Genomic DNA, 23,242 nt, shown 5'->3' with positions numbered 1-23,242 from the left:
GCGATGGCGAGTCTAACCCCAAGAGGTTGATCCATTTATGGAGCCACATATTTCGGAGTCCAACTCCGCCAAGTCCGGTGAATCCTCGATGAACTTGGGACCGGACAGGATGTCTGCGTAGCGTGTGAGGATCTTATGCCCACGATTCTTGTTGTGGATGACGACCCTCAGATTCGAGCCTGGGTGCGCCGGATTCTTGAGTCCAAGGGTTACCAGGTCGAGGAGGCCGGCGACGGAATGGAAGCATTGGCCTACCTCGAACGGGCTGAGCCTGTGGTGATCCTGCTGGACATCTTTATGCCTAATGTGGATGGTCTGGAAGTCCTGTTACATGTCCGGTCGCGTGCCAAGCCCGCCAAAGTTCTGGTACTTTCCGGCAGCCCAATCAACGGGTTCGATGTCTGTCGAACGGCTAAGGTCTTTGGTGCCCACGATATTCTAGTCAAACCCTTCAGCGCGCAGGGCCTTCTGCAGCGGATTGAATCACTGTTGTCCACAACGTGACGAAGTGAGTCTTGTCTGTTCCGACTTTCCGTTGGCCCAAGCTAAGGGGAAGCCTGAGCTGTGCCCGATTTCTCACACCACCTGAAATAAGGGTTCGAGCAGCTTTCATCGTACGCCACCCCGAAGTCATCAGCGTGCGCTCGATTCTCACCGCGTGAAAGGTTTAGTGATGAGAAGAGCCTCGAAAAGAGGATGAAAGAATGGGGGGTGGTCTGGGTGAGGATTTCTGTCGGGAGAGAAACCAGGTAGGGTTACTGATCAAACAGCTATACGGGTAAAGTCGGAGTTTTGTAGGAGGAACTTCCATCGTTCATTGGAAGCTCCTCCCGTAACAATGACTGAAAGGCGAGTAAACAGGAGATGGTTACCTAGGGCAATGTATACGTCAGATTCGGCCAGACCGCATACCCGATCGCTTGACCGCTTTTCCCTTCCTGCAGCTCAAAAACAATGCTGGTCTGGAAAGGGGTTGTTCCTGACATTCCGGTGAATCCACCGGAACCGCCCGTAAACGTGAAATCGCCCACACATTCTTTTAAATTTCCAGTGCACTTCCAGTGGGCATATCCGACGTCCTTGCCTTCATGCGCCACGATCGTGCAGAGGCCTTCTATCGCCTGATAATCCTTGCTTCTATTAAGATTCACGCGCACCGGACAGGTCAGTTTGGATGAATGGACAATCAGCTTGCCCCCGTCCTTATGACGGGAGATCAACACCCCTTTTACAATTCCATTGACGACCTGTTCTCCGTTTCCAAGTTCCAAGAACTCGCCGGTTCCGTTCCAACTCGAACTGGAGTCTCCTGACTCAACGGTCTTGGCATATGCTGAAGAGGCGTTGATTAGAAATGCGGACACACCTATACCTAATACGAAAATGAAGTGCAGAACGACTCGCATGCGATCTCCTTTCAGATAAGGCTCTGTACTGAAAAAATGCCAGGTCAGCTTAACGGCCTGAAAGCATCGGCAGTCCCTTATAACGAATACGAGGAGGTAAGATCAAGCGAGAGCATGCCCAATGTGGTCCCTGTTACAGGTCCGCCCGCGCTCGTTGGTACTGACCATAACCTCTTAAGTTCTTGAATGTCCTGAAAAGAGCCACCTCAACGGGGGCGGCGCGGTTGTGTAACTGACTGACGTTGTATCGCCGGTGATATTTCGATTCTCTGGAAGCCGAAGCGTATTAACGGGTACTGTTGCGCGGAGAGGAGCGCCTCGCACCGTTCGTGATGTCAAACGGGTTTCTCACTTGAGCCTTCACAGTAAAGACCGGGCACGCGGCTCTTCGAACCACAGCTTCGGCAACACTGCCGAGCATGAGTCGCTTCATACCGCGACGGCCATGGGTTCCAACGAGGATGAGATCGGTTTTCTGGTGTTTTGCCTGGTCAAGAATGACCTCAACCGGATTTCCCGTGATCACGACCTTATCGGCGATGACCTCATCTGCTCGGAACGTCGATATGATCTTCTGGAGCTGTTGGTCACAGCGCCTCCGCGAGAGTTCAACGACGCGAAGAGTGTCAGATTGCGAGGAGGCTGATGGCTCGGTGGCATGGACCAGCACCACCCGCGCGTTTAGCCGTTTTGCCAGCACGACGGCGGTCCGAAGCGCGGCCTTCGAAGAAGCAGAAAAGTCCGTTGCTACTAGAAGGCGAGATATCCTCAGCCGGTGTGGATTGACAGGGGTATGGTGCGTAACAGACGCGCTGACCGTAAGAACGGCGCAGAGCGTCCGGCGCAAGGTGCTCTCCGCAACGCTGCCTAGCCGAAGCCGATCCCAGCCGGTCTTACCTTGAGTTCCCATGGCGATAAGGACAACGTGAGAGCTATGCGCAACTTCCAGGATGGAATCCACAGGAATGCCCACCAGCAGTCTGTGATGGGCTATGAGGCTGTTCTCGTGGGCAAGGCGAACTATCCGGCCCAGTTCAAGCAGAGCCTTGGTTTTCAAGGAATGAAGGGAGCGGCGCGCGGCCGGAGACCAATGCTCGAAGCCGGGAGGGGCTTTCACGACATGCAGGACCATGAGACGGAGATTCAACGCCAGTGCAAGTTTAAGAGCATACGGAAACACCAGTTTCCCCGGCTTCGAAAAGTCGGTCGCCAGGAGGAGTGTTCCATTCTTGCGTGCGGTCGTATTCACGACGAACTCCGCGGGCCTGCCAACGGAGGATACGAAAATACCATAGAGGAGGTGAGGAATACCGCCTCTTCATGAATCAATCGTAAGGAGTCTGTAGAGGGCAGATCGAGTGAGAGGGAAGCGACTGGAGGGCCTCGCGCAAGGAGACGGTGCGAAGTGCGTCATGAAACGGTATACTTCGGCCGCGTAGTCCGACTTACCTATGACCGAGGGAGGCACACTCATGGGACAGCCACGCATTGCAGCCAAGCAGCCGGCGGTAGTGTCATTGGACCCGGGAACCTACTACTGGTGTGCGTGTGGACGTTCGCGAGATCAACCGTTCTGTGATGGGTCACATCAAGGGACCGGATTCGAGCCGGTCGAATTTACGCTCACAGAGAAACAGGAAGTCGCCTTGTGTCAGTGCAAGCAGACTAAGACCCCGCCGTACTGCGACGGAACGCATCAAACCCTCTGATGACCAGGGAGGCCGTTGTTGCCGGTTTAACGATGAGACCACTTGAGCTACCGCTGATCGGTAGTCCATACTTGCGCGTATGGATCGGCCAAGCATAAGTCCCTGTGAGACGCTCGCGGAGCGCTATGAGGCGCTCTTGGAAGTCGCACAGGTGATTGCTGCGCAACGAGACCTCGATCAGCTCTTCCATGATTTAGCTCACCGCTTACCTCGGGTTGTGCAAGTCAATTACGTGGACTTGTCCCTCCACGATCCCGTGAAGAAGGTGATGCGGTTGCATACGATCCAGGCCAATGTACCGGCTGATCTCGTGGGCGGGCATGAGGTGGCGATTGAAGATTGTCCTGCCGGATTAGTGTGGCAAATGCAACAGTCACTGTTGGTCCCGAACCTCTCGGAAGAACCCCGTTGGCCAAAGGTCATTGAACTCATGAAGGAGGATGGGACGCAGTCGTTTTGCTTCGTCCCTTTAACCACGGCGAGAGGGCGAATGGGTGCGATGGGCTTTTTGAGCTTACAGAAAGAAGCCTATAACGACACGGATTTAGAGTTTCTCCAGCAAGTCGCCAAACAAGTGGCTGTCGCAGTGGAAAATGCCCTGGCGTTTCAGCAAATTGAAGAACTCAAAGACAAACTGGCCAAAGAAAAGCTCTATCTCGAAGAAGAGCTGCGCATCGAACACGGATTTGAGGATATCATCGGCGACAGCCACGCGCTCATGCAGGTTTTGAAACAAGTCGAAGTCGTGGCTCCGACGGATTCGACGGTGCTCATTCAAGGGGAAACTGGGACTGGTAAAGAACTCATCGCCCGCGCCGTCCATCGACTGAGCGGCCGTAGCGAGCGCACGTTCGTCAAGCTGAACTGTGCCGCCATTCCGACCGGCCTGTTGGAAAGCGAACTCTTTGGACATGAGCGGGGCGCTTTCACGGGTGCTATTTCTCAGAAAGCCGGCCGATTCGAGCTGGCCGATAAAGGGACAATCTTCCTCGACGAAGTGGGAGAAATCCCCCTGGAGTTACAATCGAAGCTGCTCCGAGTGCTGCAAGAACAGGAATTCGAACGGTTGGGTAGTACCAAAACCATTCACGTTGACGTGCGGCTGGTAGCCGCCACAAACCGAGATCTCAAGAGTTTGGTGGAGGCGAAGCAGTTTCGCAGTGACTTGTACTATCGGCTGAATGTTTTTCCGGTGACCTTGCCCCCCTTGCGCGAACGCAGAGAGGACATTCCTGTCCTCGTCCGCTATTTCACCCAGCACTACGCTGTCCGCATGAAGAAAGATATCCAAACGGTTCCCGCCAGGACGCTCGACATGCTCTCCCGATATGCCTGGCCCGGCAACGTTCGCGAATTGGAAAATCTCATCGAGCGTTCCGTCATTCTGACGCAGGGGACGGATCTGCATGTGCCCATCAGAGAACTGCACAATGACCACCCGCTTTCGCTCGGCTCTCCGGCGACGCTTGAAGAGGCAGAACGTGAGCAGATCTTGCGCGCTCTGCGTGAGACAAAGTGGGTCATCGGCGGCACCTCGGGTGCCGCGGCCCGATTGGGGATTAAACGGACGACCCTCCAATCAAAGATGCAGAAGCTCGGTATCACCCGCCCTCTCGAGTAAGAGTTGGTCTCGCCACCTGACAGTCTGTCGTTGCGGTAGTCGGTTCCGATTCTTCTCCGGTACGCGTCAAGGCCGAGCGGTTAGACTCGTTCAGAAGCAACATCCTTTCAGCGCCTCCATTCCCGTCGCGTGACGAACTATTTCGTCACTTGACGACCCATCGTCTTCGTGGCCTCGTCATGGCGTAATCGGCAAGACTCTCTCCTGATGAAATGAAACGACATTCACTTGAGAATACAATAGGTTAGCGATCTAGTCCCGCGAGGGTGCAAATTGGAATACCTCTTGCCATAGGCATATGTAGCACCAATTGAGAGAACTGGAGGTGAGTCATGCAAGAACTAATTCTGTGGAGCTTGTGGTACGCCGCGCTCATTGCGTTGCCGTTGGGCATGACAAGGATGTTGATCAAGCATGCGATGTCGAGGGCAGTCGGAGGTCGTCGAGTGCTCTCCTTGATCAATCGTAGATAGGCGGGAGGTGTGCCATGTCATTGTTCAAGACTGACGATTCGTGGGCAGGATTGATTTTGCGGATTGGACTCGGAGCGGTGATCTTCGCTCATGGTGCGCAGAAATTGCTGGGCTGGTTTGGCGGTAATGGCTTCGAAGGAACGATGGGATTCTTCACTCAAAAGATGGGGCTGCCGTGGCTTGTGGCTTTTCTTGTCATCATCGGAGAGTCGCTCGGGAGTCTTGGTCTGATCATAGGGTTTCTGACTCGATTTACCGCAGCAAGTTTTATCGCGATCATGATCGGTGCGATCGCCACTGTGCATTGGTCACAGGGGTTTTTCATGAACTGGTTTGGGCAGCAGCAGGGAGAAGGCTTCGAATATCACTTGCTGGTCATTGCCATGAGCGCCGCCCTTGTCGTGATCGGGGGAGGCAAGTGGGCGTTGGACGGTGTCATTGCTCATCGGCTTGAGGCTGGCCATCGAGTCTTGCGGGCGCCCGTGATGAAACCTGCGGAAGGTTGAACAAGGGAGGTTGATCATGGCAACGGCGGGATTATATGAAAACACTCTGAACCGGCAGGAGAGTCCGGCTGGTTCCACACGATGCTTCAGATGCACGGGACTTATGGTCGCTGAGGAGTCGTTCGATTCTATGGTTGGTCACTCGCGTGCCGATTTTCTGGTCAGACGTTGTGTACAATGTGGGGAAGTGATTGATCCGGTCATTCTCCAAAACCGGCAGTCGCAACTCAGAAGTGATCTGGGTCGAACCTCCGAAGGAAGACTCCTGTAAGGATACGCTGATGTTAAAGATCACCGGTCAGCGAGATACGGCGCTGCAGGGAGTTTCGCTCCTCATAGAGGGGCGTCTTGCTGGCCCCTGGGTAGAGGAACTCAAGATGTATTGCCGTGTCGTGGTCGAAAATCAGCAGAAGTGCACGATGATCGATTTGACCGGCGTGACGTTTATCGACGCCGCCGGCAAGACGCTTCTGGCTCGCTTGTGGCAGGATGGCGTCGAATTGCGGGCGTCGGGCTGTTTGACCCGGTGTATTGTCGAAGAGATCACAGGGGTCGGCAGGCGTCATCCGTCGTGTAGGAATGGTGACAAAATCGGTTCGATGATCACACCGAATGAAACGTAACTTGCAGCCGTGCAAATCTCACCGCAATCTGGAGAAGTCTTCCCTGTCTTGGGCTTGCCGCCGTCTCACACCCCTGGGTAGAATGCAGTGTTTATCTTGCCATTGCGCGCTGATTGGCTTCTCAAAGAGGATGGTGGCATGTTGATGGATCGCAAATCGGCGCACTATGTCTCAGCGTGGCTTGTTGTCGCGGCCATGACGCTATCGGTCGGCTGCAAACAAGAAGCCGGTTCGATGCCCGCACAGGAAGTGCCCCAGGTGGAGGTCGTGACTGTGCAGACGCAGACGGTCCCCGATGAACCTGAATTTATCGGTCAAGCAGAGGCCTCCCGTCCGGTGGAGATTCGCCCACAAGTCACGGGAATCCTGAAGGCGGTCTTTTATCCGGAGGGCCGTGACGTGAAGAAGGGCGATCGCCTCTATCAGATCGATCCCGTCCCCTTCAAGGCCGCTGCTGCGAGCGCCAAGGCCAAGATTGCGCAGGCGGAGGCGCGGGTGGTTCAAGCCAAGCAAGACCTGGCTCGCGTGAAGCCGTTGCTGGCGGACCAGGCGGTCAGTCAGAAGGATGTCGACGATGCCGTCGCAGAAGAGTTGTCGGCCGACGCGGCGGTGCAAGGAGCACAGGCCGATCTCATCAAGGCCCAATTCGATCTCGATAACACCCTCATTACGGCGCCGATCAGCGGAATTATTGAGCGCAGCCGCTACTATGAAGGACGATTGGTCTCGGCTCAAACCGATTTGCTGACCACGATTCACCGTGTCGATCCCATGTATGTGGTCGTGAACGTACCCGAGTCGTTCATCCTGAAGCGGCGGCGCGATATCGAGTCAAAAATAATCACGCATCCAGGGGTGTACCAGTTACGAGGCCGCCTCACGCTCATGGATGGCACGGCCTATGCCCATGAAGGGGCCCTTGATCTCTTGGAGCCCGGCCTGCGAACAGAAACCAGCTCGCGTCAAGTCAGAATCACGTTTCCCAACCCACAGCGCACGCTGCTGCCAGGACAGTTTGTGAAGGTGCGGTTCACCGGTGACACGAAAACGGACGCCGTCCTCATTCCTCAACGAGCCGTCTTGCAAGGTCCCCAAGGACCCTTTGTCTACGTGATCAATCGGGACGAAAAGGTCGAAATTCGAGACGTGATTGCGTCCGACTGGAAGGGGAATCAATGGCTGATCGATAGAGGCCTGAATACGGGCGACCGTGTCGTCGTGAACGGGCTGATGAGGATCGGCCCCGGCGCGCCGGTGAAGGCCGTGCCATGGATCGCAGCGAATGCGTCACGGACGGAGTCTGCCCCCGCCGCTCCTCAGTAAGGATCATTTGTGATTTCGAATGTGTTTATCGACCGGCCGATTCGCGCGTCGGTGGTCTCGATCGTTGTGGTTGTGATGGGGCTGCTCGCCATGCAGTTCCTGCCGGTCGCGCAGTTTCCTGAAATCACTCCACCGGTGGTGCAGATCGATGCGGACTATCCCGGTGCCAGCGCGGAAGTGGCGGCCGAAGCCGTCGCTCGTCCGATCGAGGTCACGCTGCCCGGCGTCGACAATCTGCTGTACTACGAATCGACCAGCAGTAACGATGGACACGTCTCGATCAAGTTGACGTTTGAGATCGGCACCAATCCGGACATCGCCCAAGTTCAAACCCAGAACCGGGAAAAACTCGCCGAGCCTCAGCTTCCCCCGGACGTGGTCCGCCAGGGGATTTCGGTGAAGAAGCTGTCTCCCGATCTCGTGTTGGTGGTCGCCCTCAAATCGACCGATCCACGACACGATGCCGTCTTCCTGTCGAACTATGCCACGCTTCGGATCGTCGATGATCTGAAGCGGGTCAGAGGCGTGGGAGATGCGCTGGTGTTCGGACAGCAAACGTACAGCATGCGCATCATCCTCAACCCGCTGCTGATGGCGAAGCTCGACCTGACACCGAGTGACATTACGGCCGTCATCCGTGAACAGAATCGGGATTACCCGGCTGGGACTATTGGGCGTGAACCGGCTCCGAAAGGGACGGAGCTCACGATCCCGATCATCACGAAAGGCCGGCTGACGGAGGTGAAGGATTTCGAGGAGCTGATCGTTCGCGCTCTTCCGGACGGCTCCACGGTTCGGCTCAAGGATGTGGCACGTGTTGAATTGGGGGCTCAGTCTTACGGCCTGGAGGGCCGCTGGAACAGTAAACCCACGACGTTTCTCCTGACCTTCCTGTCTCCCGGCGCGAACGCGCTCGATACGGTGCGCCGTACGCGGGCTCAGATGGAGGAATTGTCCAAGAATTTCCCTGCGGGCGTGTCCTACGATACCCCATACGACACCACCCGTTTCATTGAAGTGTCGATCAAAGAAGTGGTGAAGACGCTATTGGAAGCGATGGTGTTGGTGGTGCTCGTTGTGTACCTGTTTTTGCAGACCTGGCGCGCGACCATCATTCCCACCGTTGCCGTACCCGTGTCGCTGATCGGGACCTTCATCGGTCTCTATGCGCTCGGGTTCTCCATCAATACGATTACCCTATTCGGGATGGTGCTGGCGATCGGGATTGTGGTGGACGACGCCATTGTGGTGGTGGAGAACGTGGAACGTCACATGCGGGAGGATCGCATTTCCGCGAAGGAAGCCGCCAAGCGGGCGATGAACGAGGTGACGGCGCCCGTCGTCGCGATTGTCCTGGTTCTCGTCTCGGTGTTTGTGCCGGTCGGATTCATCGGCGGCATCACCGGAGCGCTGTATAAACAATTTGCGGCCACCATTGCGCTCTCGGTGACCGTCTCAGGATTTGTGGCGCTGACGCTCAGTCCGGCTCTGTGCGGCGTCGTGCTCACGCCGCAGCATGGGAAGCGGAGCGGGTTCTGGGTTGTCTTCGATCGTGTATTCGGGCGGACGCAGCATGGTTATACGAACACGGTCGCCGCGCTCTTAGTCAGGCCGATTCGTGTCATGGCGGTATTCGGCCTGCTGCTCGCCGTCTGTGTGGGACTTTTCCAGACGTTGCCGAAAAGTTTCCTTCCCGAGGAAGACCAAGGCTATTTCATCGTCGTGGCACAGCTGCCTGACGGCGCGTCGAAGCAACGGACCGAGGCGGTCCTCGAAAAAGTCGAGCGGTTTTTCCAGGCGATCCCGGCGGTCCATTCCACCGATGCGTTGACCGGACAAAATTTCGTGTTCGGCACCAGAGGGCCGAACTCCGCGACGATGTTTGTCCCGCTGGTGTTATGGGACGAACGGACGGAGCCTCAGTACCATGCCAAAGCCCTGGTCGGCGCGGCCTATGGAGCGTTTGCTAAAATTCCGGAGGCGTTGCTGCTGGCGTTCAATGCGCCGGCGATCCGTGGAGTGGGCGCCGTCGGCGGGTTTTCGGCGCAAATTCAGGATCCGAGCGGCGGCGATTTCAAAAAGTTCGCGATGGTCGCGCAGCAGTTTGTCGAGAGCGCGCAAAAAGACCCTGCGATCGGGCGCATCGGGACGAATTTCCGCGTCTCCTCGCCGAGACTCTTTGCCAACGTGAACCGGGAGCGGGCCAAGGCGATGGGGATTCCGATTTCGGATATTTTCGATACGCTCCAGGCGTACTTCGGCAATTTCTACATCAACGACTTCGTGAAGTTCGGTCGTGTGTACCATGTGCAGACGGAAGCGGAGGCTGAGTACCGGTCGACGCCGCAGGATCTGTCGAAAATCTACGTGCGGGCGCGAAGCGAACGGGCCACCCATATGATCCCGCTCGATACGGTCGTGACGGCGGAGTATCAAAGCGGCCCGGATCCCGTCAATCACTTCAATGGATACAATACGGCGCTCGTGCTCGGCGCTGCCGCTCCCGGGTTCAGCTCAGGCCAGGCGCTTGAGGCATTGGAACGGGTGGCGAAAGAGGTGCTGGTTCCGCAGGGATATGCGATCGATTGGAGCAACATTTCGTTTCAAGAGCGGCGGGTCAGTGGACAGTCGGGCCAGGTGTTTGTGATCGGATTATTGATGGTCTTCCTGGTGCTGGCGGCGCAGTTTGAAAGTTGGGTCGTTCCGTTTGCGGTGATTCTGGCCGTACCGTTCGCGGTCTTCGGAGCGCTGACGGCCGTGTGGCTGCGAGGCTTCGAAAACGATATCTATTTCCAGATCGGCCTCGTGACGTTGATCGGCCTGTCCGCTAAGAATGCCATTCTGATCGTCGAATTCGCCAACACCCGCTACGAGGCCGGCCGTTCCCTGATCGAAGCGACGGTCGAAGCGGCTCGGTTACGGTTCAGACCGATTATCATGACGTCCATGGCGTTTATTTTCGGCATGATCCCGTTGGTCGTCGCCAGCGGGGCGGGAGCGGCAAGCCGTCAGTCTATCGGGACGGGTGTCATGGGCGGCATGTTGGCGGCGACGTTCCTTGCAATATTTTTCGTTCCGTTGTTCTATGTCTTGATCCGCAAATTGACCCAGCGGAGCGCTCAACGGGTCGTCACGGCCGACCAACCGAGTGTCGCGCGCTCGCCGGAGGATACGCCTTGACGATCCGCACTGTTCTCATCATCGGACTGTCGTTATCACTGCTCTCCTGTGCCGTGGGTCCGAACTATTCCCGGCCTAAAACAGATATGGACGACCGGTTCCGTATGGCTGATGGGTCATCGGATATGCCGACGATGGCGAATCTGGCATGGTGGGATCTTCTGCAGGATGAGCAGCTACGGCAACTCATTCGATTGGCCCTTGTGGAGAATAGAGATCTCCAGCGTGCCGTGGCGACCGTTGAGGAATTTCGGGCGAGGGCGCTGATCGCCCGATCCGATTATTTTCCAGGAATCACGATTGCTGCGAGCGCGCCGGCCGGCCGCAAGGCGAACTTCCTCTTTCCCGGGTTCGCGAGTCCGTTCAACTATTATCTATTGGGCAATCTTGCATGGGAAGTCGATCTCTGGGGGCGTGTGAGGAGATCCAACGAAGCGGCGCGCGGCGATCTGCTGTCCAAGGAGGAGAACCGGCGTGCGGTGACCATTCAACTCGTCAGCGCCGTAGCTGAGGCCTACTTCAATCTGCGTCAATTTGATCTGCAACTCGATATCGCGAAGCGGACGCTGCAATCCTGGGAAGAGTCGGTGCGGATTTCCGAGGCGCGGCTGCGCCAAGGAATGATTTCGAAGCTCGATACCGATCAGTTTGAAGCCGAGCGAGCCAACGCGGCGGCCCGTACCGCCGAACTCGAGCGGCAGATGGTTCAAACGGAGAATCAGTTGAGCGTGCTGCTCGGCAGAAAACCGGTTGCCATTACGCGGGGTCGTTCCTTGGACGAGCAAATCGTACCTCCCGCTGTCCCTGCGGGCCTGCCCTCTGAATTGTTGCAGCGGCGGCCCGATCTGTTGGCGGCGGAGCAACAGTTGGCGGCCGCCACCGCCCGGATCGGGGCGGCCAAAGCTGAACGGTTTCCCAGAATCACGTTGACGGGGTTGCTCGGTGTGGCTCATCCTGAATTGTCGCTGATCATCACAGATGCTTCCTCCTTCGGGGTGATCGGTGCCGGGTTGGCTGCTCCCTTGTTGAACGCTCAAGTGCTGGGTTTCCAGCAGGAAGCGGTGGAGGCCCAAACCAAGCAAGCATTGGCACAGTACGAACAGGCGGTGTTGACGGCCTTTCGTGAAGTCGAGGATGCGCTCGTCGCCGTTCGGACGGCGCGTGCTCAAGGTGAATCGCAGCAGCAACAGGTCACCGCATTGCAGTCGGCGCTGAAACTGGCGGAACTTCGCTATAAGGGAGGACTTGCCAACTATCTGGACGTGCTGGTGGCTCGAAGAAATCTGTTCGAGGCGGAGCTGGCCCTGACCAGCACACGCCGATTGCTGCTGGCATCGGTCGTCCAACTGTACAAGGCGCTCGGAGGCGGGTGGTCACCTGATATGCAATCAGTCGCAGATGGGAAGAAAGGATAGAGCCTGTGGACAAACCGGCACCCACTCAATTCCCGATCCATGACTTGCTCGCCCGTCGCTGGAGCCCGCGCGCGTTCGATGAGAGACTTGTCGCTCCCGACGTGGTACGAACGCTTTTTGAGGCAGCCCGCTGGGCCCCGTCGTCGAGCAACGAGCAGCCTTGGCGGTTCTTCGTCGCGAGCAAGGATAATGAGACGGCGTGGAACCGGCTATTCGAATGTCTGACAGAGGGCAACCGCAAATGGGCCTTCCGTGCGCCGGTGCTCGTCCTCTCGGTTGCCGGTATGAATTTCGAGGATGATGGAACGCCGAACCGGCATGCCCTTCACGACACCGGACTGGCGACCGAAAATCTTCTGTTGCAAGCAACGTCAAGCGGACTGGTTGCCCATCCGATGGCGGGTTTCGACGTCGAGAAGGCGCGAGCCGATCTCCAAATTCCTGAAGGCTACGAGCCGGTTGCCATGATCGCGATCGGCTATCCTGGTGATCCCGCCATTCTGCCGGAACGGCTGCGAGACCGTGAACTCCAGGCAAGGAGTCGACGGCCGATGGGAGAATGGACGTTTTCAGGACAGTGGGGGAGCCCGATTCTGTAGCGAGGCCGGAGTTCAAGAAGAGGAGTCTCTTGATGAAATCGTTGAGCGGAAAGGTGGCGATCGTCACCGGAGCATCCAATGGAATCGGTCGTGCTGTTGCGGAACGGCTGGCGGAAGACGGTGCCATCGTCGTCGTGAACTATGTCCGAAGTTCGGAAAAGGCTCAGCAGGTTGTCACGGGCATTCAAGGAAAAGGGGGCAAGGCGTTGGCCGTCCAGGCCGACATGAGTCAGGTGGCGGATGCGCGGCGTCTCGTGGTCGACACGGTCAAGCAATTCAACCGGCTGGATATTCTCGTGAACAACGCGGGGAAGTTCATGCCGAAATCGCTTGAGGAGACGACTGAAGCCGATTTTGACGGAGTCATCGCGCTGAACGCGAAAGGTCCATATTTCGCCATGCAGGAAGCGGCCCGAGTGCTGAAGGACGGCGGACGTATCGTGAATATCTCGACCGGTGGGACCCACCTGCATTTTCCAGGCGCCACGGCATATCTTGGCAGCAAGGCTGCTCTCGAACAATACACCAAAGGGCTGGCGCAAGAGTTGGCTTCGAAAGGGGTTACCGTCAATACCGTTTCCCCTGGTTTCACTGAAACCGGCATGATGACGGACGAATATCGGCAGATTGGGATTCAGCTGTCACCGCTGAAAAGGCTGGGGACCCCGAAAGACATCGCGGATGTCGTTGCGTTCATCGTCAGTGAAGAGGCCCGATGGATTACGGGACAGACCATCCATGCCGGCGGCGGTATCGTCATGTAGTCTCATCAGGATGACTGATCGGATCTCGGCTGGGGTGATGTACTGCGCAAGTTCGGACTCAACGGACTATCTTTCCACGGTGGATCCGGTCATGCGCCGGTTGATCATGGAGATCGGCCCTTTCTCTCTGAAACCGAAAGCGCGCCGTTCCCCATTCGAATCGCTTGTCCGCGCGATTGCGTACCAACAGCTCCATGATAAAGCGGCGGAATGCATTCTGAAGCGATTCATCGCGCTCTTTCCCGGCCGGAGATTCCCTCGTCCCGAGGAGCTGCTGGCCATGAATGTCCGATCGATTCGAAACAGCGGTTTCTCTCGCGCGAAGGTGCTGGCCCTTCGCGATCTGGCCGCAAAGACGCTCGACGGAACCGTTCCGACGGGACGAGTGGTTACTAGGCTCGACGACCAAGCGCTTATCGATCGCCTGATCGAGGTTCGAGGCATCGGACGATGGACGGTCGAGATGCTGTTGATCTTTCAGCTGGGGCGCCCGGATGTGTTGCCGGTCGACGATTTCGGCGTGCGCAACGGTTTCCGCATTGCCTACCGGCGGCCTGCGATGCCTACGCCAAAACAGCTGTTACAATATGGCGAGCGATGGAAACCCCATCGTACGGTTGCCGCCTGGTACCTCTGGCGAGCCGCCGATCGGGCCAAGCGGGCAATGAGTGTGCTTTGATGGCTGACCGACACAAGCGCCTTGATTCCAACGTTCCGGGTAAATTTTACGTCGATGCCACGTGCATTAACTGCGACACCTGCCGACAGTTGGCGCCGCTGAATTTCGAAGAGATCGGAGACTATTCTGCTGTTAGTCGCCAGCCGGACGGCTACGAACAAGTTCATCAAGCCTATCAGGCGCTTCTTGCTTGTCCCGTCGGTTCGATCGGGACGGAACAGAGCGACAAGTCTCGGCTGCAGGCGGCGATGGCAAGTTTTCCGATCCCTCTTGAGGACGAGGTAAGCTATTGCGGCTTCAATTCTGAGAAATCATTCGGGGCGAACAGTTTCTTCATCGAACATCCCGACGGGAACTGGCTGATCGATTCTCCCCGGTATCTCAAGCACCTGGTCGAAGCCTTTGAGCAGCGGGGAGGTATCGCCCATATCTTCCTCACGCATAAAGATGATATCGCCGATGCAGACAAGTATGCCGCGCATTTCGGCGCAAAGAGGCTCATCCATCAGGCGGATGCGGAAGTCGCTCCGACCGCAGAACGGCTCATCGGGGGTGAAGAAACGGTTCGGATCGGATCAGCGTTTCAAGTCATTCCCGTTCCCGGCCACACAGCCGGAAGCATGGTCCTATTGTACCGTGAGCGATTTCTCTTCACAGGCGATCATCTCTGGTGGGATTCCCATACCAAGTCGCTCGAAGCCCCCACTCGCCTCGTCTGGAGAAAATGGGTCTTGATTGATTCTCTCCGTAAGCTTCTCGACTATCCTTTTGAATGGGTGCTGGCCGGACACGGCGATCGGATTCATCTGCCACAGTCCGAGATGCATGCGGCTCTTCGGGACTTGATCCGTCGTCGGGCGCCGACTACAGTCGGTACCTAGAAGAGATCGAAAGGTTATGGATATCGCCTTCTCTGTGGATCGCAGGAGTTCCAACCGGATCATGGATCATTCCGTCCTGACCGACAGCGGCATAGGCGCCTAACCGCACGATGCCGAATACACTGGTCGCCTGGATTGATCGCAACATTCTCTCTCTCGGCCGTGAGGTGCGGCTGTCCTATCTGCCGCCGCTGATGGTCTACGTGGCCTACGGCATCTCGGGTCTCACCGGTATTGTCGGAACCTTCTTCGTCAAAGACTACCTTGGCCTCTCAGCTGCCTTTCTGGCCGCGCTCGGATTCTGGGCCGGGATTCCCTGGGCGCTGAAAATGCCGATCGGTCATACGGTTGATCTTTTATGGCGATGGAAGAGTTGGCTCGTTGGCTTGGGCGCCGGTCTGCTGGCTGTCAGCCTCGGGATCATGGCTCTGTTGATCGGTAACCGCGAAGCCATGACGGCCATCCTGCCGGCGGAAGTCTGGTATGTCCTCAGCGTGCTGCTTGCTCCTATCGGGTACGTCATTCAGGACGCGGTCGCAGACGCCATGACGGTGGAAGCTGTCCCGCGTGTCGATGACCAGGGCCGTTCTTTCGATGACCAGACGAGAAAGCTGATGCACACGACGATGCAGACACTCGGGCGTGTCGCGATTGTCGGAGGCGGTATCCTCGTGGCGCTGGTCAACGTCTACGTCTTTACCGGAACCGAAGGACTTCCACAGGCCGATCTCATTCGGCTCTATAAACAGATCTATCTTATGGCGATGGTGATTCCCCTCGTCTCTGTGATGGGAGTCGGATTGGCTTGGTGGATCAAACGGCGGCAGACGCGGCAACTCGTTCAGGAGGGCTTCTCGCCGGAACAGGTTCGGCAGATGGTGGATGTCCGTGATACGGACAACGAACCGACGAAACCGAATTGGTGGATCCTCGGCGGTAGCTCGGCCTTTGTCCTGTTCACATTGACGGTCGGGCTAGGCGGGTTTCCCTATCGGGAAGAGATCGTGTTTGCCGGTTCCATGGCCATTGTTCTGCTCTTGATGTCGAAACTCGTCCGGGAATTGGAGCCTGATAAGCGGCTCACCTTGGTCGGCACTGCCGCGGTGATCTTTGCGTTGCGGGCCATTCCGGGGCCTGGCCCTGGCTCGACCTGGTGGATGATCGACGATCTGAAGTTCGATCAGCAGTTCCTTTCCGTTCTTTCTCTGATCGGTGGCATGTTGGCCCTGGCCGGGATGTTTGTTTTCCGGCGCTTTATGGCTGAACGCTCGATCACATATGTGGTCGGATTTTTGACGGTCGTCGGTACGATTCTCTCTGTGCCGGTCGTGGGGATGTACTATGGGTTGCATGTGTGGACGGCGAGCGTGACCGGCGGGGTCGTCGATGCGCGTTTCATTGCCTTGGTCGACACGGCATTGGAATCGCCGCTCGTGCAGATTTCCATGATTCCAATGCTGGCGTGGATCGCGAACTCGGCCCCGGCCAATCTGAAAGCCACCTTCTTCGCCGTGATGGCGTCATTTACCAACCTGGCGCTTTCTTTGAGCCAGCTCGGTACGAAGTATCTCAACGAACTGTTCGTCATCACACGAGAGGTGCGTGACCAAGCGACCGGTGTCATTCAGACCCCTGCCGACTACAGCCAACTGGGCGAGCTGCTCATCACGCAAGTGGTGATCGGCCTGGCCCTTCCCTTCTCGGCTATCCTGTTTGCCAAACTTACCAAATTCAAGAGCGCGTGATCGTTCGATAGGCTCGTAATCGCATAATAGGGTTACGAGAATAAGTCCGGGCAGTCCTTTCGTTTTGGATAACGCAGACGGCCATCCTTCACGATGGCGAAGGACGTGAGCTGATGGTGGTCCGCATTCATCTCCGACATGATGTGTCGGACCTCCCAACCTCTCACTACTAATGCGTCAGCGATCAAGGACCGATGGCACCGCCAGGCCACCGCTTCCGCGCACATGATCGTTGTGTGACGTGATCGGCCTTCAGCCATCAGCTCGTCCAAGGCGTACCAGAACCCGTCTGTCTGCATGTAATCCGCGTAGCCGCGAAGGCTTTCATTCCGCCAGCCGATATTGAAGGAATCTTTCGTGGGCTTGCGCAATCCGCCGAGCCGGGGCATATGGCTGTACACCAACCCACTATCCACCAGCTTCGTTGAAAGATTGTCTTGGTTGAATTGAGGGTTGTGACCGGAACGAGGGACGATACGTACATCAACGAGCTGGTCAACACGATGAGCGTTCAGCAGGGCAAGAAACTCGTCGATTGACCTTGTCGAATGCCCGATCGTCCAAAGCACATTAGACATGAATTTGCTATGCTCCGACTGAGCGCATTGCCCACTCGGTCAATGCGTCCGCGTCCTCGATCACATCGATCGGCACTTCATAGAAGGATTTAAGCGTTTGTTTGGTGTTCGGGCGAAAGGGTTTCATTCCGTGGCTCTTATACAGAGGTACCGTCGTTGCGGTGACTTTGAAGTAGAGGCGGCCTTTATGAATGATGCCGAAAAACGCGGCTCCATGGTAGAGCCCGTGGCCGCCGAACATGGCGCGTGCGGTCAGGTGACGTAGGCTGGCAAGCTGATCCAGGATGAAGTCTTTGAAACCCTCGTCCTTTGGCGGCATTCCTCATCCGGACTTGCGCCCGGCGACCATTCGTACTGCAATCGGCAATGCGACGACCGATCCGTTTCGATACCGCTCCGCCGTTTCAACGAGGCGCTGCGTGGCTTCACCCTGTTGTCCCGGGCTCAACTTGGCCCAGAGATTTTGAATCGGGGCAGCGATGTCCATGAGACTCGAGAAATACTCGTCCGCTGTCGCGAATCGTACGTCTCCGAGAAACTCTTGCTCAGAGACCTCGGTGAATCCGGCTTGTTGCAGCACGCCCGCCAGCTCCCCGGGCTTCGCCAGGCGGAAAATTCCCGGTGCCGCCGGATCAGGAGGTGGGAGATCGATGAATTGTTTAATGATATCCATGGGAATTTTCAGATAGGGGTTCTTCCCCGGATCAGACCATACAGCGGCAGCCACCCAGGTATTGGGCTTGAGGACACGGGCGATTTCAGCGACGGCTTTCTGAATCTCGGGCAGGAACATCAGGCAGAAGCGGGTGATCACGGCGTCGAATGAAGCAGCCTCGAACGGCAAGGCGGTGATGTCCCCCGCGCGGAATGTGACATTGGAGAGCTTCAGGAAAACCGCTTTCCGTCCGGCGGCTTCGAGCATCTGCTCGGCCAAATCAATTCCCACTACGCTCCCGCTCGTCCCGACGGTCTGAGCCGCGAGTAAGGCGGGATAACCCGTGCCTGATCCCAGATCCAACACGCGCAGACCGGCGCGCAACCGTGCGTCGCCGACGAGTCGGTGATTGAGGAATGCCATCTGTTCGTCGAAGAATCGATCCCATTTCTCCCAACCACCGGCAACGCGGTTCCAATCCTGACGTTGGCTCTCGATGACTTGCTCGGGTGACGGCGATGCCATGAATTACCTCAAGGTTTGCAATGTCTCGCGTAGTTCCTTCACTTCCGACACAAAGAGGTTTAAGTGTTGATCCCGTTGTGGCTGATCGTCTTTGAACTTCCACAGCCGTCTGAAAATAGCCTTCAGCTCCTTGTTGTGCGTCACGGTCAAGGCATACGCCGGCTGGTCGCTCACCGATTTTTCGACGCGGCAAATGTTATCGTTGATGGCATGAAACTGATTGTGGAGATCGTCGAAAGATTGATCGACTCCCTTCCCTCCTCTGGCTGCGTTGGCCGAGACCTCCGCCATGTGAGTCAGATTGATCAGCGTCTCGACGCCCGTGGCTCCCTTTGCCTTTGCCGTAAATTCTTTTGCATGAGGATAAAATAGATAGCTGCAGCCGCTAGTACTCAATAGTAAAACCACGGCGATTGGGAGTGCTGTCTTCCAACTCATAGGTCCTCCTTGACACGCGCCTTGGACTTGAAAGGGGAAACTTCCCCTGGTATGTAACCGTACGAGGGAATGGTCCCTGCCACAGGACGAGCGTCACTAGACGGTGACGGGCACGGTTTTGATCGCTGCTTTTACCTTCTCGACCATTTCGTGTGGGATGGACTCCAGCTTGTGGCATTGCTTTGCATGCGTGGCGACGAGTTGCATGAGTTCAGCTTCAGTCTCGGCTCGCACCTGAAAACCGCAGCCGGCGCTGGCGTCGACATCGAGACATCCCAGTTGCTTATACTGTTTGGTCGGCATGGTCTCCTCCTCTTAGGGTTGGAATTGTCGATGCATCATCAATTATGAGGATGATAGTGGATTTGTGTTAAGGAGATCAACCGTCCCCTTGAGGCGGGTCTGTGGATGTACCGTCATGAATAAGAAGGCACGTGGGGCGACATCTTTGAAATTCGTTACGGTGGAGAATGCCGAACATTGTTTTCTCGTTCGGATCGCTTTTACAATTAGGTCTGAGTAGTTGTCTTGCTGGAGTTGGTCGAGCCGATGACGGAATCAGATGGGAATATCCGGTGCACATGGGTAGGGGATAAGGCGCATCTCATTCGCTACCATGATGAAGAGTGGGGTGTGCCGGTACATGAGGATCGCAAACACTTCGAAATGCTGATACTCGAAGGGGCTCAAGCAGGTTTGACTTGGGAGACGATCCTATTGCGTCGCGAGGGATACCGCAAGGCTTTTGTCGGGTTTGACCCCGCCCGAGTGGCCCGCTTCACAGCTCAAACAAAGGCCACGCTGATGAAAGATGTCGGGATCATCCGCAATCGATTGAAAATCGATGCGGCCGTGACGAACGCCCAGGCTTTTCTCGAAGTGCAGAAAGAGTTTGGTTCATTCGACCGATATGTCTGGCGGTTTGTCGGTGGGAAGCCGACGATCAATCATTGGAAGACTGTGAAGCACGTGCCGGTCACGACAGCCGACGGCGATGCCTTATCAAAGGATCTAAAAAAGCGCGGTTTCCGATTTGTGGGCAATACGATCATTTATGCCTACATGCAGGCAGTCGGTTTGGTGAATGATCACACAGGAGATTGTTTTCTCAACAGGAAGGTTGCTCAGTGAAGGCACTTTCCCCTTCATTCTTCGAGAAGAGGTCAGTACGATTCATGGTCAGAAGGGGAAGCCGGCACACCACGACATCGTGTTCGACTTCCAGCGAAACGTGTGAAGTATCGGTCAGGCTGCCTGATTATGGGAGCTTGGCCATATTGACAACGAGGCGGCAACGACCAGGTACACGACACCAGCGACAACGGCCCCTAGATTGAGATCGTACCATGCATTTATTCCAAGGAAGAGCTCATTCAATAAGAACCCTAATATCAACATTACGAATCCAATCCAATTGTAAAACGCCATGGATCGTCTCCTTTCGTTGATGATCTCCAGGTTTATGCGCCGATCGCTGAAAAGAACCACTTACTGTGACTGGGGGCGGATTATACGCCACCCCCATCACGAAAAGCTATAGCCAAGAGGACCAGTGTTTCCTATGCCGAGTTGCTCACAGCCCGAGTTCCCCCCACCTTTTGGTGGTGCTAGCTACGCTATAGCTGACCCGCTTCGGACTGCCGGTTGGTCATTGGAAAATTGATGGAGGGAGTGCCATCAAGCTTGCTGGTGATTCGACCCTCCCCAGAGTGAGAGCCAAAGTGCAGTACCGAAGTATGCTATCGCGACAGCAACCAAAAAGAAATTGGACTCGTGCCACACGTTCAGATACACAACCTCATTGAAGAACAGAGCGAGAAACAGCATCACAAACCCTAGAAGATTGAACCAACGCAGGCCCACGACTGCCTCCTTTCGTTGATGATCTCTAATGTGTTTCAAACGATCTATTATAGGATCGTTCCCTCGGAACGGGGTGGGATTTTATGTCAGCTCCACTTCAAAAAGCTAGAGAGAAAGTGAGTTGCGGTTTTCAGTCTGAAGTTTTTTGGTCGTGAGGTTGTACCTGCTGTACCCGGATGTCTTCTGTTCACGCGGTGAGAATTAAATGCTGAGGATTATCGCCCATTTGGACATGGATGCGTTCTATGCTGCGATTGAGGAGCGGGATACCCCGGCCTTTCGCGGTATTCCGCTTGTGGTTGGGGCCGATCCGCTTGGCGGAAGAGGGCGTGGAGTCGCTTCTACCTCGAACTATCTCGCTCGCGCCTATGGGATCCATTCAGCGACTCCGATCTCCACTGCCTGGCGGTTGTCGGAAGAGGCTCGGCGAGCCGGTAAACCCCCGGTGACGTTTGTGTCCGTCGATATGCCGAAATACACGCGGGTGTCCGAAGAGGTGTTGCAGATTGTTCGGCGCTTCATCCCACAGGTGGAACAGGCCAGTATCGACGAGGTTTATGGTGATCTGAGTTGGACAGAATCCTACGAAGAGGCGGAACGACTGTCCTATCGTCTGAAAGAGACAATCCGTTTGGAACAACAACTCACGGCCTCTGTGGGCATCGGACCAAATAAGTTGATCGCAAAAATTGCCTCTGGCTGGCAGAAGCCGAACGGCCTTACGATAGTGAACGAGGAAGGGGCAGAAGCTTTTCTAGCTCCTCTCTCGATCAGAGTCATTCCTGGTATAGGGCCCAAAACGGAAGCCATGTTTAGGGGAAAGGGAATCACGGTCGTCAAAGAGTTGAGAGCGTTGACTCTGCGCCAGCTCGACGAGCTGTTAGGCAAGCGCGGCAGGATACTCTATGATAAAGCTCGCGGCCGAGATGATTCACCAGTCGAGGAATATTCCGAACCAAAATCCATTGGAGAACAGGAAACCTTCGAGTCCGATACCCTTGACAGTCAGATCCTTCTCAACCAGCTCGATTCGCTCGTTCGAGGTGTCACCGACCGCCTACATCACGATGCGTTTCAGTGCTTCCGGACCGTCGTCCTGACCGTTCGCTTTGCGGATTTTGTGACCAAATCGCGCACTCAGACATTGGCAATGCCGACCGGTGACAGAGCCGTCTTAGGCCGTGAGGCTATGAAGTTGCTCCTGCCATTTCTCGATCGGCGAGAAAATCCCCACAGAAAACGAATTCGCTTACTCGGCCTTCGCGTAGAACGGCTGAGTTGACAAGATGTTCGATTCCATAATCGCTCGTTAGAATGATTGATGTTGCAGTCCGACGTGAACGCGCTGTAGCTAATTTCCCGCCAATGAAAATGTGGTGCAGACCTACGTTTCGGTGAAGGTCACATCTACCGCGCTGTATGGTTTGCCATTCACCAGATAAATCATATTTATATTCAATCGTATATACGTATATCACATGAAATGGTGAATCCATATTCCTTCGCATCCCAATATCAATGATTCCACAAAATAAGGACTTTAGGAGGATTTGCCAAGAATTCTCATGAACATTCGCGAACACTTCATGGGTATGGCATTTGCTCCATACCCAGCACGGTTTCAGTACATCTGTGAGGACATCATGAACATTGGATCAAAAGAAGCTGTTCGGGAAGCTCGTTTCTACCGTCCAAGGAGTCTCAATACCAAGCCTGCCATTGCGGGTGTCTGTGAAGGTCAAGGAGAATCTCCTTTTCCTTCTCGTCGGCAAGAGGTGCGAGTCAATGAACAGAAGGTATGTGCCTATGGTCTGTCTGAATCAATAGACGGTGGACGTGTGATGCTCGAGCAGGGCGAGGTGTACTGCCTCAACCGAAGTGAGCACGGGGTTCTCGTGCTGATGGGAAATCGGCCTCGATACCGGCAGCTTATTGAACTTCATGTTCCTGAAACTCGGTGGGAACATTCTTTAAACTTATACGAAGTGCAGTGGACAAAAGCGGTATCGGTTGAGTCACATGGTGATCTCTTTCTCGTCGGGTGTCGCCTCGTGTTCGGAGCATCTCGATACTGGGCTTTCTAATTTGTGTCTGAATCGTTCTGCCGCTGCGTTTGGTACGTTCCTTTGCTCAATGTGATGATCCTCAATGATCGGCGTGCGCTTCTTCACTCAACGTCGGTTTCTCTCTTCAATCTCTCCTCGCTTTTCTCTGTGGATGTCATTCAGGCGCGGTAGTCCTGCCTCCACAATCATGAAT

At 55.7% G+C, this 23,242-nt stretch carries 24 protein-coding genes; 17 read left to right on the top strand and 7 right to left on the bottom strand.

Features of this window, described 5'->3' with window-relative positions:
* The first annotated feature begins 135 nt into the window (after positions 1-135).
* Entirely contained in the window at positions 136-504 is a 369-nt protein-coding gene (locus tag H8K04_15455; GenBank protein ID UVT15197.1) for a response regulator, read from the top strand.
* 368 nt (positions 505-872) lie between these two features.
* On the opposite strand, the gene H8K04_15450 is transcribed toward H8K04_15455, so the two are convergent.
* On the bottom strand, positions 873-1,406 hold the full coding sequence (locus H8K04_15450; protein ID UVT15196.1) for a hypothetical protein: 534 nt from the start codon (positions 1,404-1,406) through the stop codon (positions 873-875).
* Positions 1,407-1,692: 286 nt separating this feature from the next.
* The gene (locus H8K04_15445) at positions 1,693-2,655 is read right to left on the bottom strand and encodes a universal stress protein (protein UVT15195.1); all 963 of its coding nucleotides are present in this window, start codon (positions 2,653-2,655) and stop codon (positions 1,693-1,695) included.
* A gap of 223 nt (positions 2,656-2,878) precedes the next feature.
* Between H8K04_15445 and H8K04_15440 the strand changes: the two genes are divergently transcribed.
* The 13 genes from H8K04_15440 (at position 2,879) to H8K04_15380 (ending at position 16,924) form a co-directional block, all read left to right on the top strand.
* Positions 2,879-3,115, top strand: a complete 237-nt coding sequence (locus H8K04_15440) for a CDGSH iron-sulfur domain-containing protein (GenBank protein UVT15194.1) — start codon at positions 2,879-2,881, stop codon at positions 3,113-3,115.
* A 79-nt stretch (positions 3,116-3,194) separates the two neighbouring features.
* Positions 3,195-4,736, top strand: coding sequence for a sigma 54-interacting transcriptional regulator (locus H8K04_15435; protein UVT15193.1), 1,542 nt, complete (start codon positions 3,195-3,197; stop codon positions 4,734-4,736).
* Positions 4,737-5,068: 332 nt separating this feature from the next.
* Entirely contained in the window at positions 5,069-5,209 is a 141-nt protein-coding gene (locus H8K04_15430; GenBank protein UVT15192.1) for a hypothetical protein, read from the top strand.
* A gap of 14 nt (positions 5,210-5,223) precedes the next feature.
* Positions 5,224-5,715: a DoxX family protein gene (locus tag H8K04_15425; GenBank protein ID UVT15191.1), complete on the top strand. Its 492-nt coding sequence runs from the start codon at positions 5,224-5,226 to the stop codon at positions 5,713-5,715.
* A 281-nt stretch (positions 5,716-5,996) separates the two neighbouring features.
* The gene (locus H8K04_15420) at positions 5,997-6,338 is read left to right on the top strand and encodes a hypothetical protein (GenBank protein ID UVT15190.1); all 342 of its coding nucleotides are present in this window, start codon (positions 5,997-5,999) and stop codon (positions 6,336-6,338) included.
* A gap of 138 nt (positions 6,339-6,476) precedes the next feature.
* On the top strand, positions 6,477-7,661 hold the full coding sequence (locus H8K04_15415) for an efflux RND transporter periplasmic adaptor subunit (protein ID UVT15189.1): 1,185 nt from the start codon (positions 6,477-6,479) through the stop codon (positions 7,659-7,661).
* Between the two features lie 9 nt (positions 7,662-7,670).
* Positions 7,671-10,841, top strand: a complete 3,171-nt coding sequence (locus tag H8K04_15410; GenBank protein UVT15188.1) for a multidrug efflux RND transporter permease subunit — start codon at positions 7,671-7,673, stop codon at positions 10,839-10,841.
* 2 nt (positions 10,842-10,843) lie between these two features.
* Positions 10,844-12,256: an efflux transporter outer membrane subunit gene (locus tag H8K04_15405; protein UVT18009.1), complete on the top strand. Its 1,413-nt coding sequence runs from the start codon at positions 10,844-10,846 to the stop codon at positions 12,254-12,256.
* Positions 12,257-12,261: 5 nt separating this feature from the next.
* The gene (locus H8K04_15400; GenBank protein UVT15187.1) at positions 12,262-12,855 is read left to right on the top strand and encodes a nitroreductase family protein; all 594 of its coding nucleotides are present in this window, start codon (positions 12,262-12,264) and stop codon (positions 12,853-12,855) included.
* 32 nt (positions 12,856-12,887) lie between these two features.
* Complete coding sequence (locus H8K04_15395) at positions 12,888-13,619, top strand: glucose 1-dehydrogenase (protein UVT15186.1); 732 nt, start codon at positions 12,888-12,890, stop codon at positions 13,617-13,619.
* Between the two features lie 37 nt (positions 13,620-13,656).
* Positions 13,657-14,298, top strand: coding sequence for a DNA-3-methyladenine glycosylase 2 family protein (locus H8K04_15390; protein ID UVT18008.1), 642 nt, complete (start codon positions 13,657-13,659; stop codon positions 14,296-14,298).
* Positions 14,298-15,179 (top strand): MBL fold metallo-hydrolase, encoded by an 882-nt coding sequence (locus H8K04_15385; protein ID UVT15185.1) that lies wholly within the window; start codon positions 14,298-14,300, stop codon positions 15,177-15,179. Before H8K04_15390 ends, H8K04_15385 begins: the two co-directional genes overlap by 1 nt.
* Positions 15,180-15,289: 110 nt before the next feature.
* Positions 15,290-16,924 (top strand): hypothetical protein, encoded by a 1,635-nt coding sequence (locus tag H8K04_15380; GenBank protein ID UVT15184.1) that lies wholly within the window; start codon positions 15,290-15,292, stop codon positions 16,922-16,924.
* Positions 16,925-16,956: 32 nt separating this feature from the next.
* On the opposite strand, the gene H8K04_15375 is transcribed toward H8K04_15380, so the two are convergent.
* The 5 genes from H8K04_15375 to H8K04_15355 all read right to left on the bottom strand — a co-directional run bounded on the left by H8K04_15375 (position 16,957) and on the right by H8K04_15355 (position 19,423).
* Positions 16,957-17,502: a DUF488 domain-containing protein gene (locus tag H8K04_15375; protein ID UVT15183.1), complete on the bottom strand. Its 546-nt coding sequence runs from the start codon at positions 17,500-17,502 to the stop codon at positions 16,957-16,959.
* Between the two features lie 7 nt (positions 17,503-17,509).
* Complete coding sequence (locus H8K04_15370; protein ID UVT15182.1) at positions 17,510-17,821, bottom strand: TfoX/Sxy family protein; 312 nt, start codon at positions 17,819-17,821, stop codon at positions 17,510-17,512.
* A 3-nt stretch (positions 17,822-17,824) separates the two neighbouring features.
* Positions 17,825-18,682 carry a class I SAM-dependent methyltransferase gene (locus tag H8K04_15365; GenBank protein UVT15181.1) on the bottom strand — a complete coding sequence of 286 codons (858 nt, stop codon included), beginning with the start codon at positions 18,680-18,682 and terminating at the stop codon, positions 17,825-17,827.
* A gap of 3 nt (positions 18,683-18,685) precedes the next feature.
* Positions 18,686-19,120, bottom strand: a complete 435-nt coding sequence (locus tag H8K04_15360; protein UVT15180.1) for a hypothetical protein — start codon at positions 19,118-19,120, stop codon at positions 18,686-18,688.
* 96 nt (positions 19,121-19,216) lie between these two features.
* Positions 19,217-19,423 carry a DUF1059 domain-containing protein gene (locus tag H8K04_15355; GenBank protein ID UVT15179.1) on the bottom strand — a complete coding sequence of 69 codons (207 nt, stop codon included), beginning with the start codon at positions 19,421-19,423 and terminating at the stop codon, positions 19,217-19,219.
* A gap of 246 nt (positions 19,424-19,669) precedes the next feature.
* Here H8K04_15355 and H8K04_15350 point away from each other — a divergent pair, with 246 nt between their 5' ends.
* From H8K04_15350 to H8K04_15340, 3 genes are all read left to right on the top strand, one after another.
* On the top strand, positions 19,670-20,251 hold the full coding sequence (locus H8K04_15350; protein ID UVT15178.1) for a DNA-3-methyladenine glycosylase I: 582 nt from the start codon (positions 19,670-19,672) through the stop codon (positions 20,249-20,251).
* 937 nt (positions 20,252-21,188) lie between these two features.
* Positions 21,189-22,265, top strand: coding sequence for a DNA polymerase IV (gene dinB / locus H8K04_15345; protein UVT15177.1), 1,077 nt, complete (start codon positions 21,189-21,191; stop codon positions 22,263-22,265).
* Positions 22,266-22,626: 361 nt separating this feature from the next.
* On the top strand, positions 22,627-23,067 hold the full coding sequence (locus H8K04_15340) for a hypothetical protein (protein ID UVT15176.1): 441 nt from the start codon (positions 22,627-22,629) through the stop codon (positions 23,065-23,067).
* The last annotated feature ends 175 nt before the right edge of the window (positions 23,068-23,242 follow it).

Origin of the sequence: Nitrospira sp. (assembly GCA_024760525.1) — a bacterium.
In the GTDB taxonomy this organism is placed as follows: domain Bacteria; phylum Nitrospirota; class Nitrospiria; order Nitrospirales; family Nitrospiraceae; genus Nitrospira_D.
Note: the sequence above shows the minus strand (reverse complement) of the source record. Positions and strands in the feature narration are given on the sequence as shown.

What these genes read in the sequence shown, in the direction of transcription:
- H8K04_15455 (UVT15197.1), top strand. Translation starts at nt 136, where the DNA reads ATGCCCACGATTCTTGTTGTGGATGACGACCCTCAGATTCGAGCCTGG.
- H8K04_15450 (UVT15196.1), bottom strand. Translation starts at nt 1,406, where the DNA reads ATGCGAGTCGTTCTGCACTTCATTTTCGTATTAGGTATAGGTGTGTCC.
- H8K04_15440 (UVT15194.1), top strand. Translation starts at nt 2,879, where the DNA reads ATGGGACAGCCACGCATTGCAGCCAAGCAGCCGGCGGTAGTGTCATTG.
- H8K04_15435 (UVT15193.1), top strand. Translation starts at nt 3,195, where the DNA reads ATGGATCGGCCAAGCATAAGTCCCTGTGAGACGCTCGCGGAGCGCTAT.
- H8K04_15430 (UVT15192.1), top strand. Translation starts at nt 5,069, where the DNA reads ATGCAAGAACTAATTCTGTGGAGCTTGTGGTACGCCGCGCTCATTGCG.
- H8K04_15425 (UVT15191.1), top strand. Translation starts at nt 5,224, where the DNA reads ATGTCATTGTTCAAGACTGACGATTCGTGGGCAGGATTGATTTTGCGG.
- H8K04_15420 (UVT15190.1), top strand. Translation starts at nt 5,997, where the DNA reads ATGTTAAAGATCACCGGTCAGCGAGATACGGCGCTGCAGGGAGTTTCG.
- H8K04_15415 (UVT15189.1), top strand. Translation starts at nt 6,477, where the DNA reads ATGTTGATGGATCGCAAATCGGCGCACTATGTCTCAGCGTGGCTTGTT.
- H8K04_15395 (UVT15186.1), top strand. Translation starts at nt 12,888, where the DNA reads ATGAAATCGTTGAGCGGAAAGGTGGCGATCGTCACCGGAGCATCCAAT.
- H8K04_15390 (UVT18008.1), top strand. Translation starts at nt 13,657, where the DNA reads ATGTACTGCGCAAGTTCGGACTCAACGGACTATCTTTCCACGGTGGAT.
- H8K04_15385 (UVT15185.1), top strand. Translation starts at nt 14,298, where the DNA reads ATGGCTGACCGACACAAGCGCCTTGATTCCAACGTTCCGGGTAAATTT.
- H8K04_15380 (UVT15184.1), top strand. Translation starts at nt 15,290, where the DNA reads ATGCCGAATACACTGGTCGCCTGGATTGATCGCAACATTCTCTCTCTC.
- H8K04_15375 (UVT15183.1), bottom strand. Translation starts at nt 17,502, where the DNA reads ATGTCTAATGTGCTTTGGACGATCGGGCATTCGACAAGGTCAATCGAC.
- H8K04_15370 (UVT15182.1), bottom strand. Translation starts at nt 17,821, where the DNA reads ATGCCGCCAAAGGACGAGGGTTTCAAAGACTTCATCCTGGATCAGCTT.
- H8K04_15365 (UVT15181.1), bottom strand. Translation starts at nt 18,682, where the DNA reads ATGGCATCGCCGTCACCCGAGCAAGTCATCGAGAGCCAACGTCAGGAT.
- H8K04_15360 (UVT15180.1), bottom strand. Translation starts at nt 19,120, where the DNA reads ATGAGTTGGAAGACAGCACTCCCAATCGCCGTGGTTTTACTATTGAGT.
- H8K04_15355 (UVT15179.1), bottom strand. Translation starts at nt 19,423, where the DNA reads ATGCCGACCAAACAGTATAAGCAACTGGGATGTCTCGATGTCGACGCC.
- H8K04_15350 (UVT15178.1), top strand. Translation starts at nt 19,670, where the DNA reads ATGACGGAATCAGATGGGAATATCCGGTGCACATGGGTAGGGGATAAG.
- dinB (UVT15177.1), top strand. Translation starts at nt 21,189, where the DNA reads ATGCTGAGGATTATCGCCCATTTGGACATGGATGCGTTCTATGCTGCG.
- H8K04_15340 (UVT15176.1), top strand. Translation starts at nt 22,627, where the DNA reads ATGAACATTGGATCAAAAGAAGCTGTTCGGGAAGCTCGTTTCTACCGT.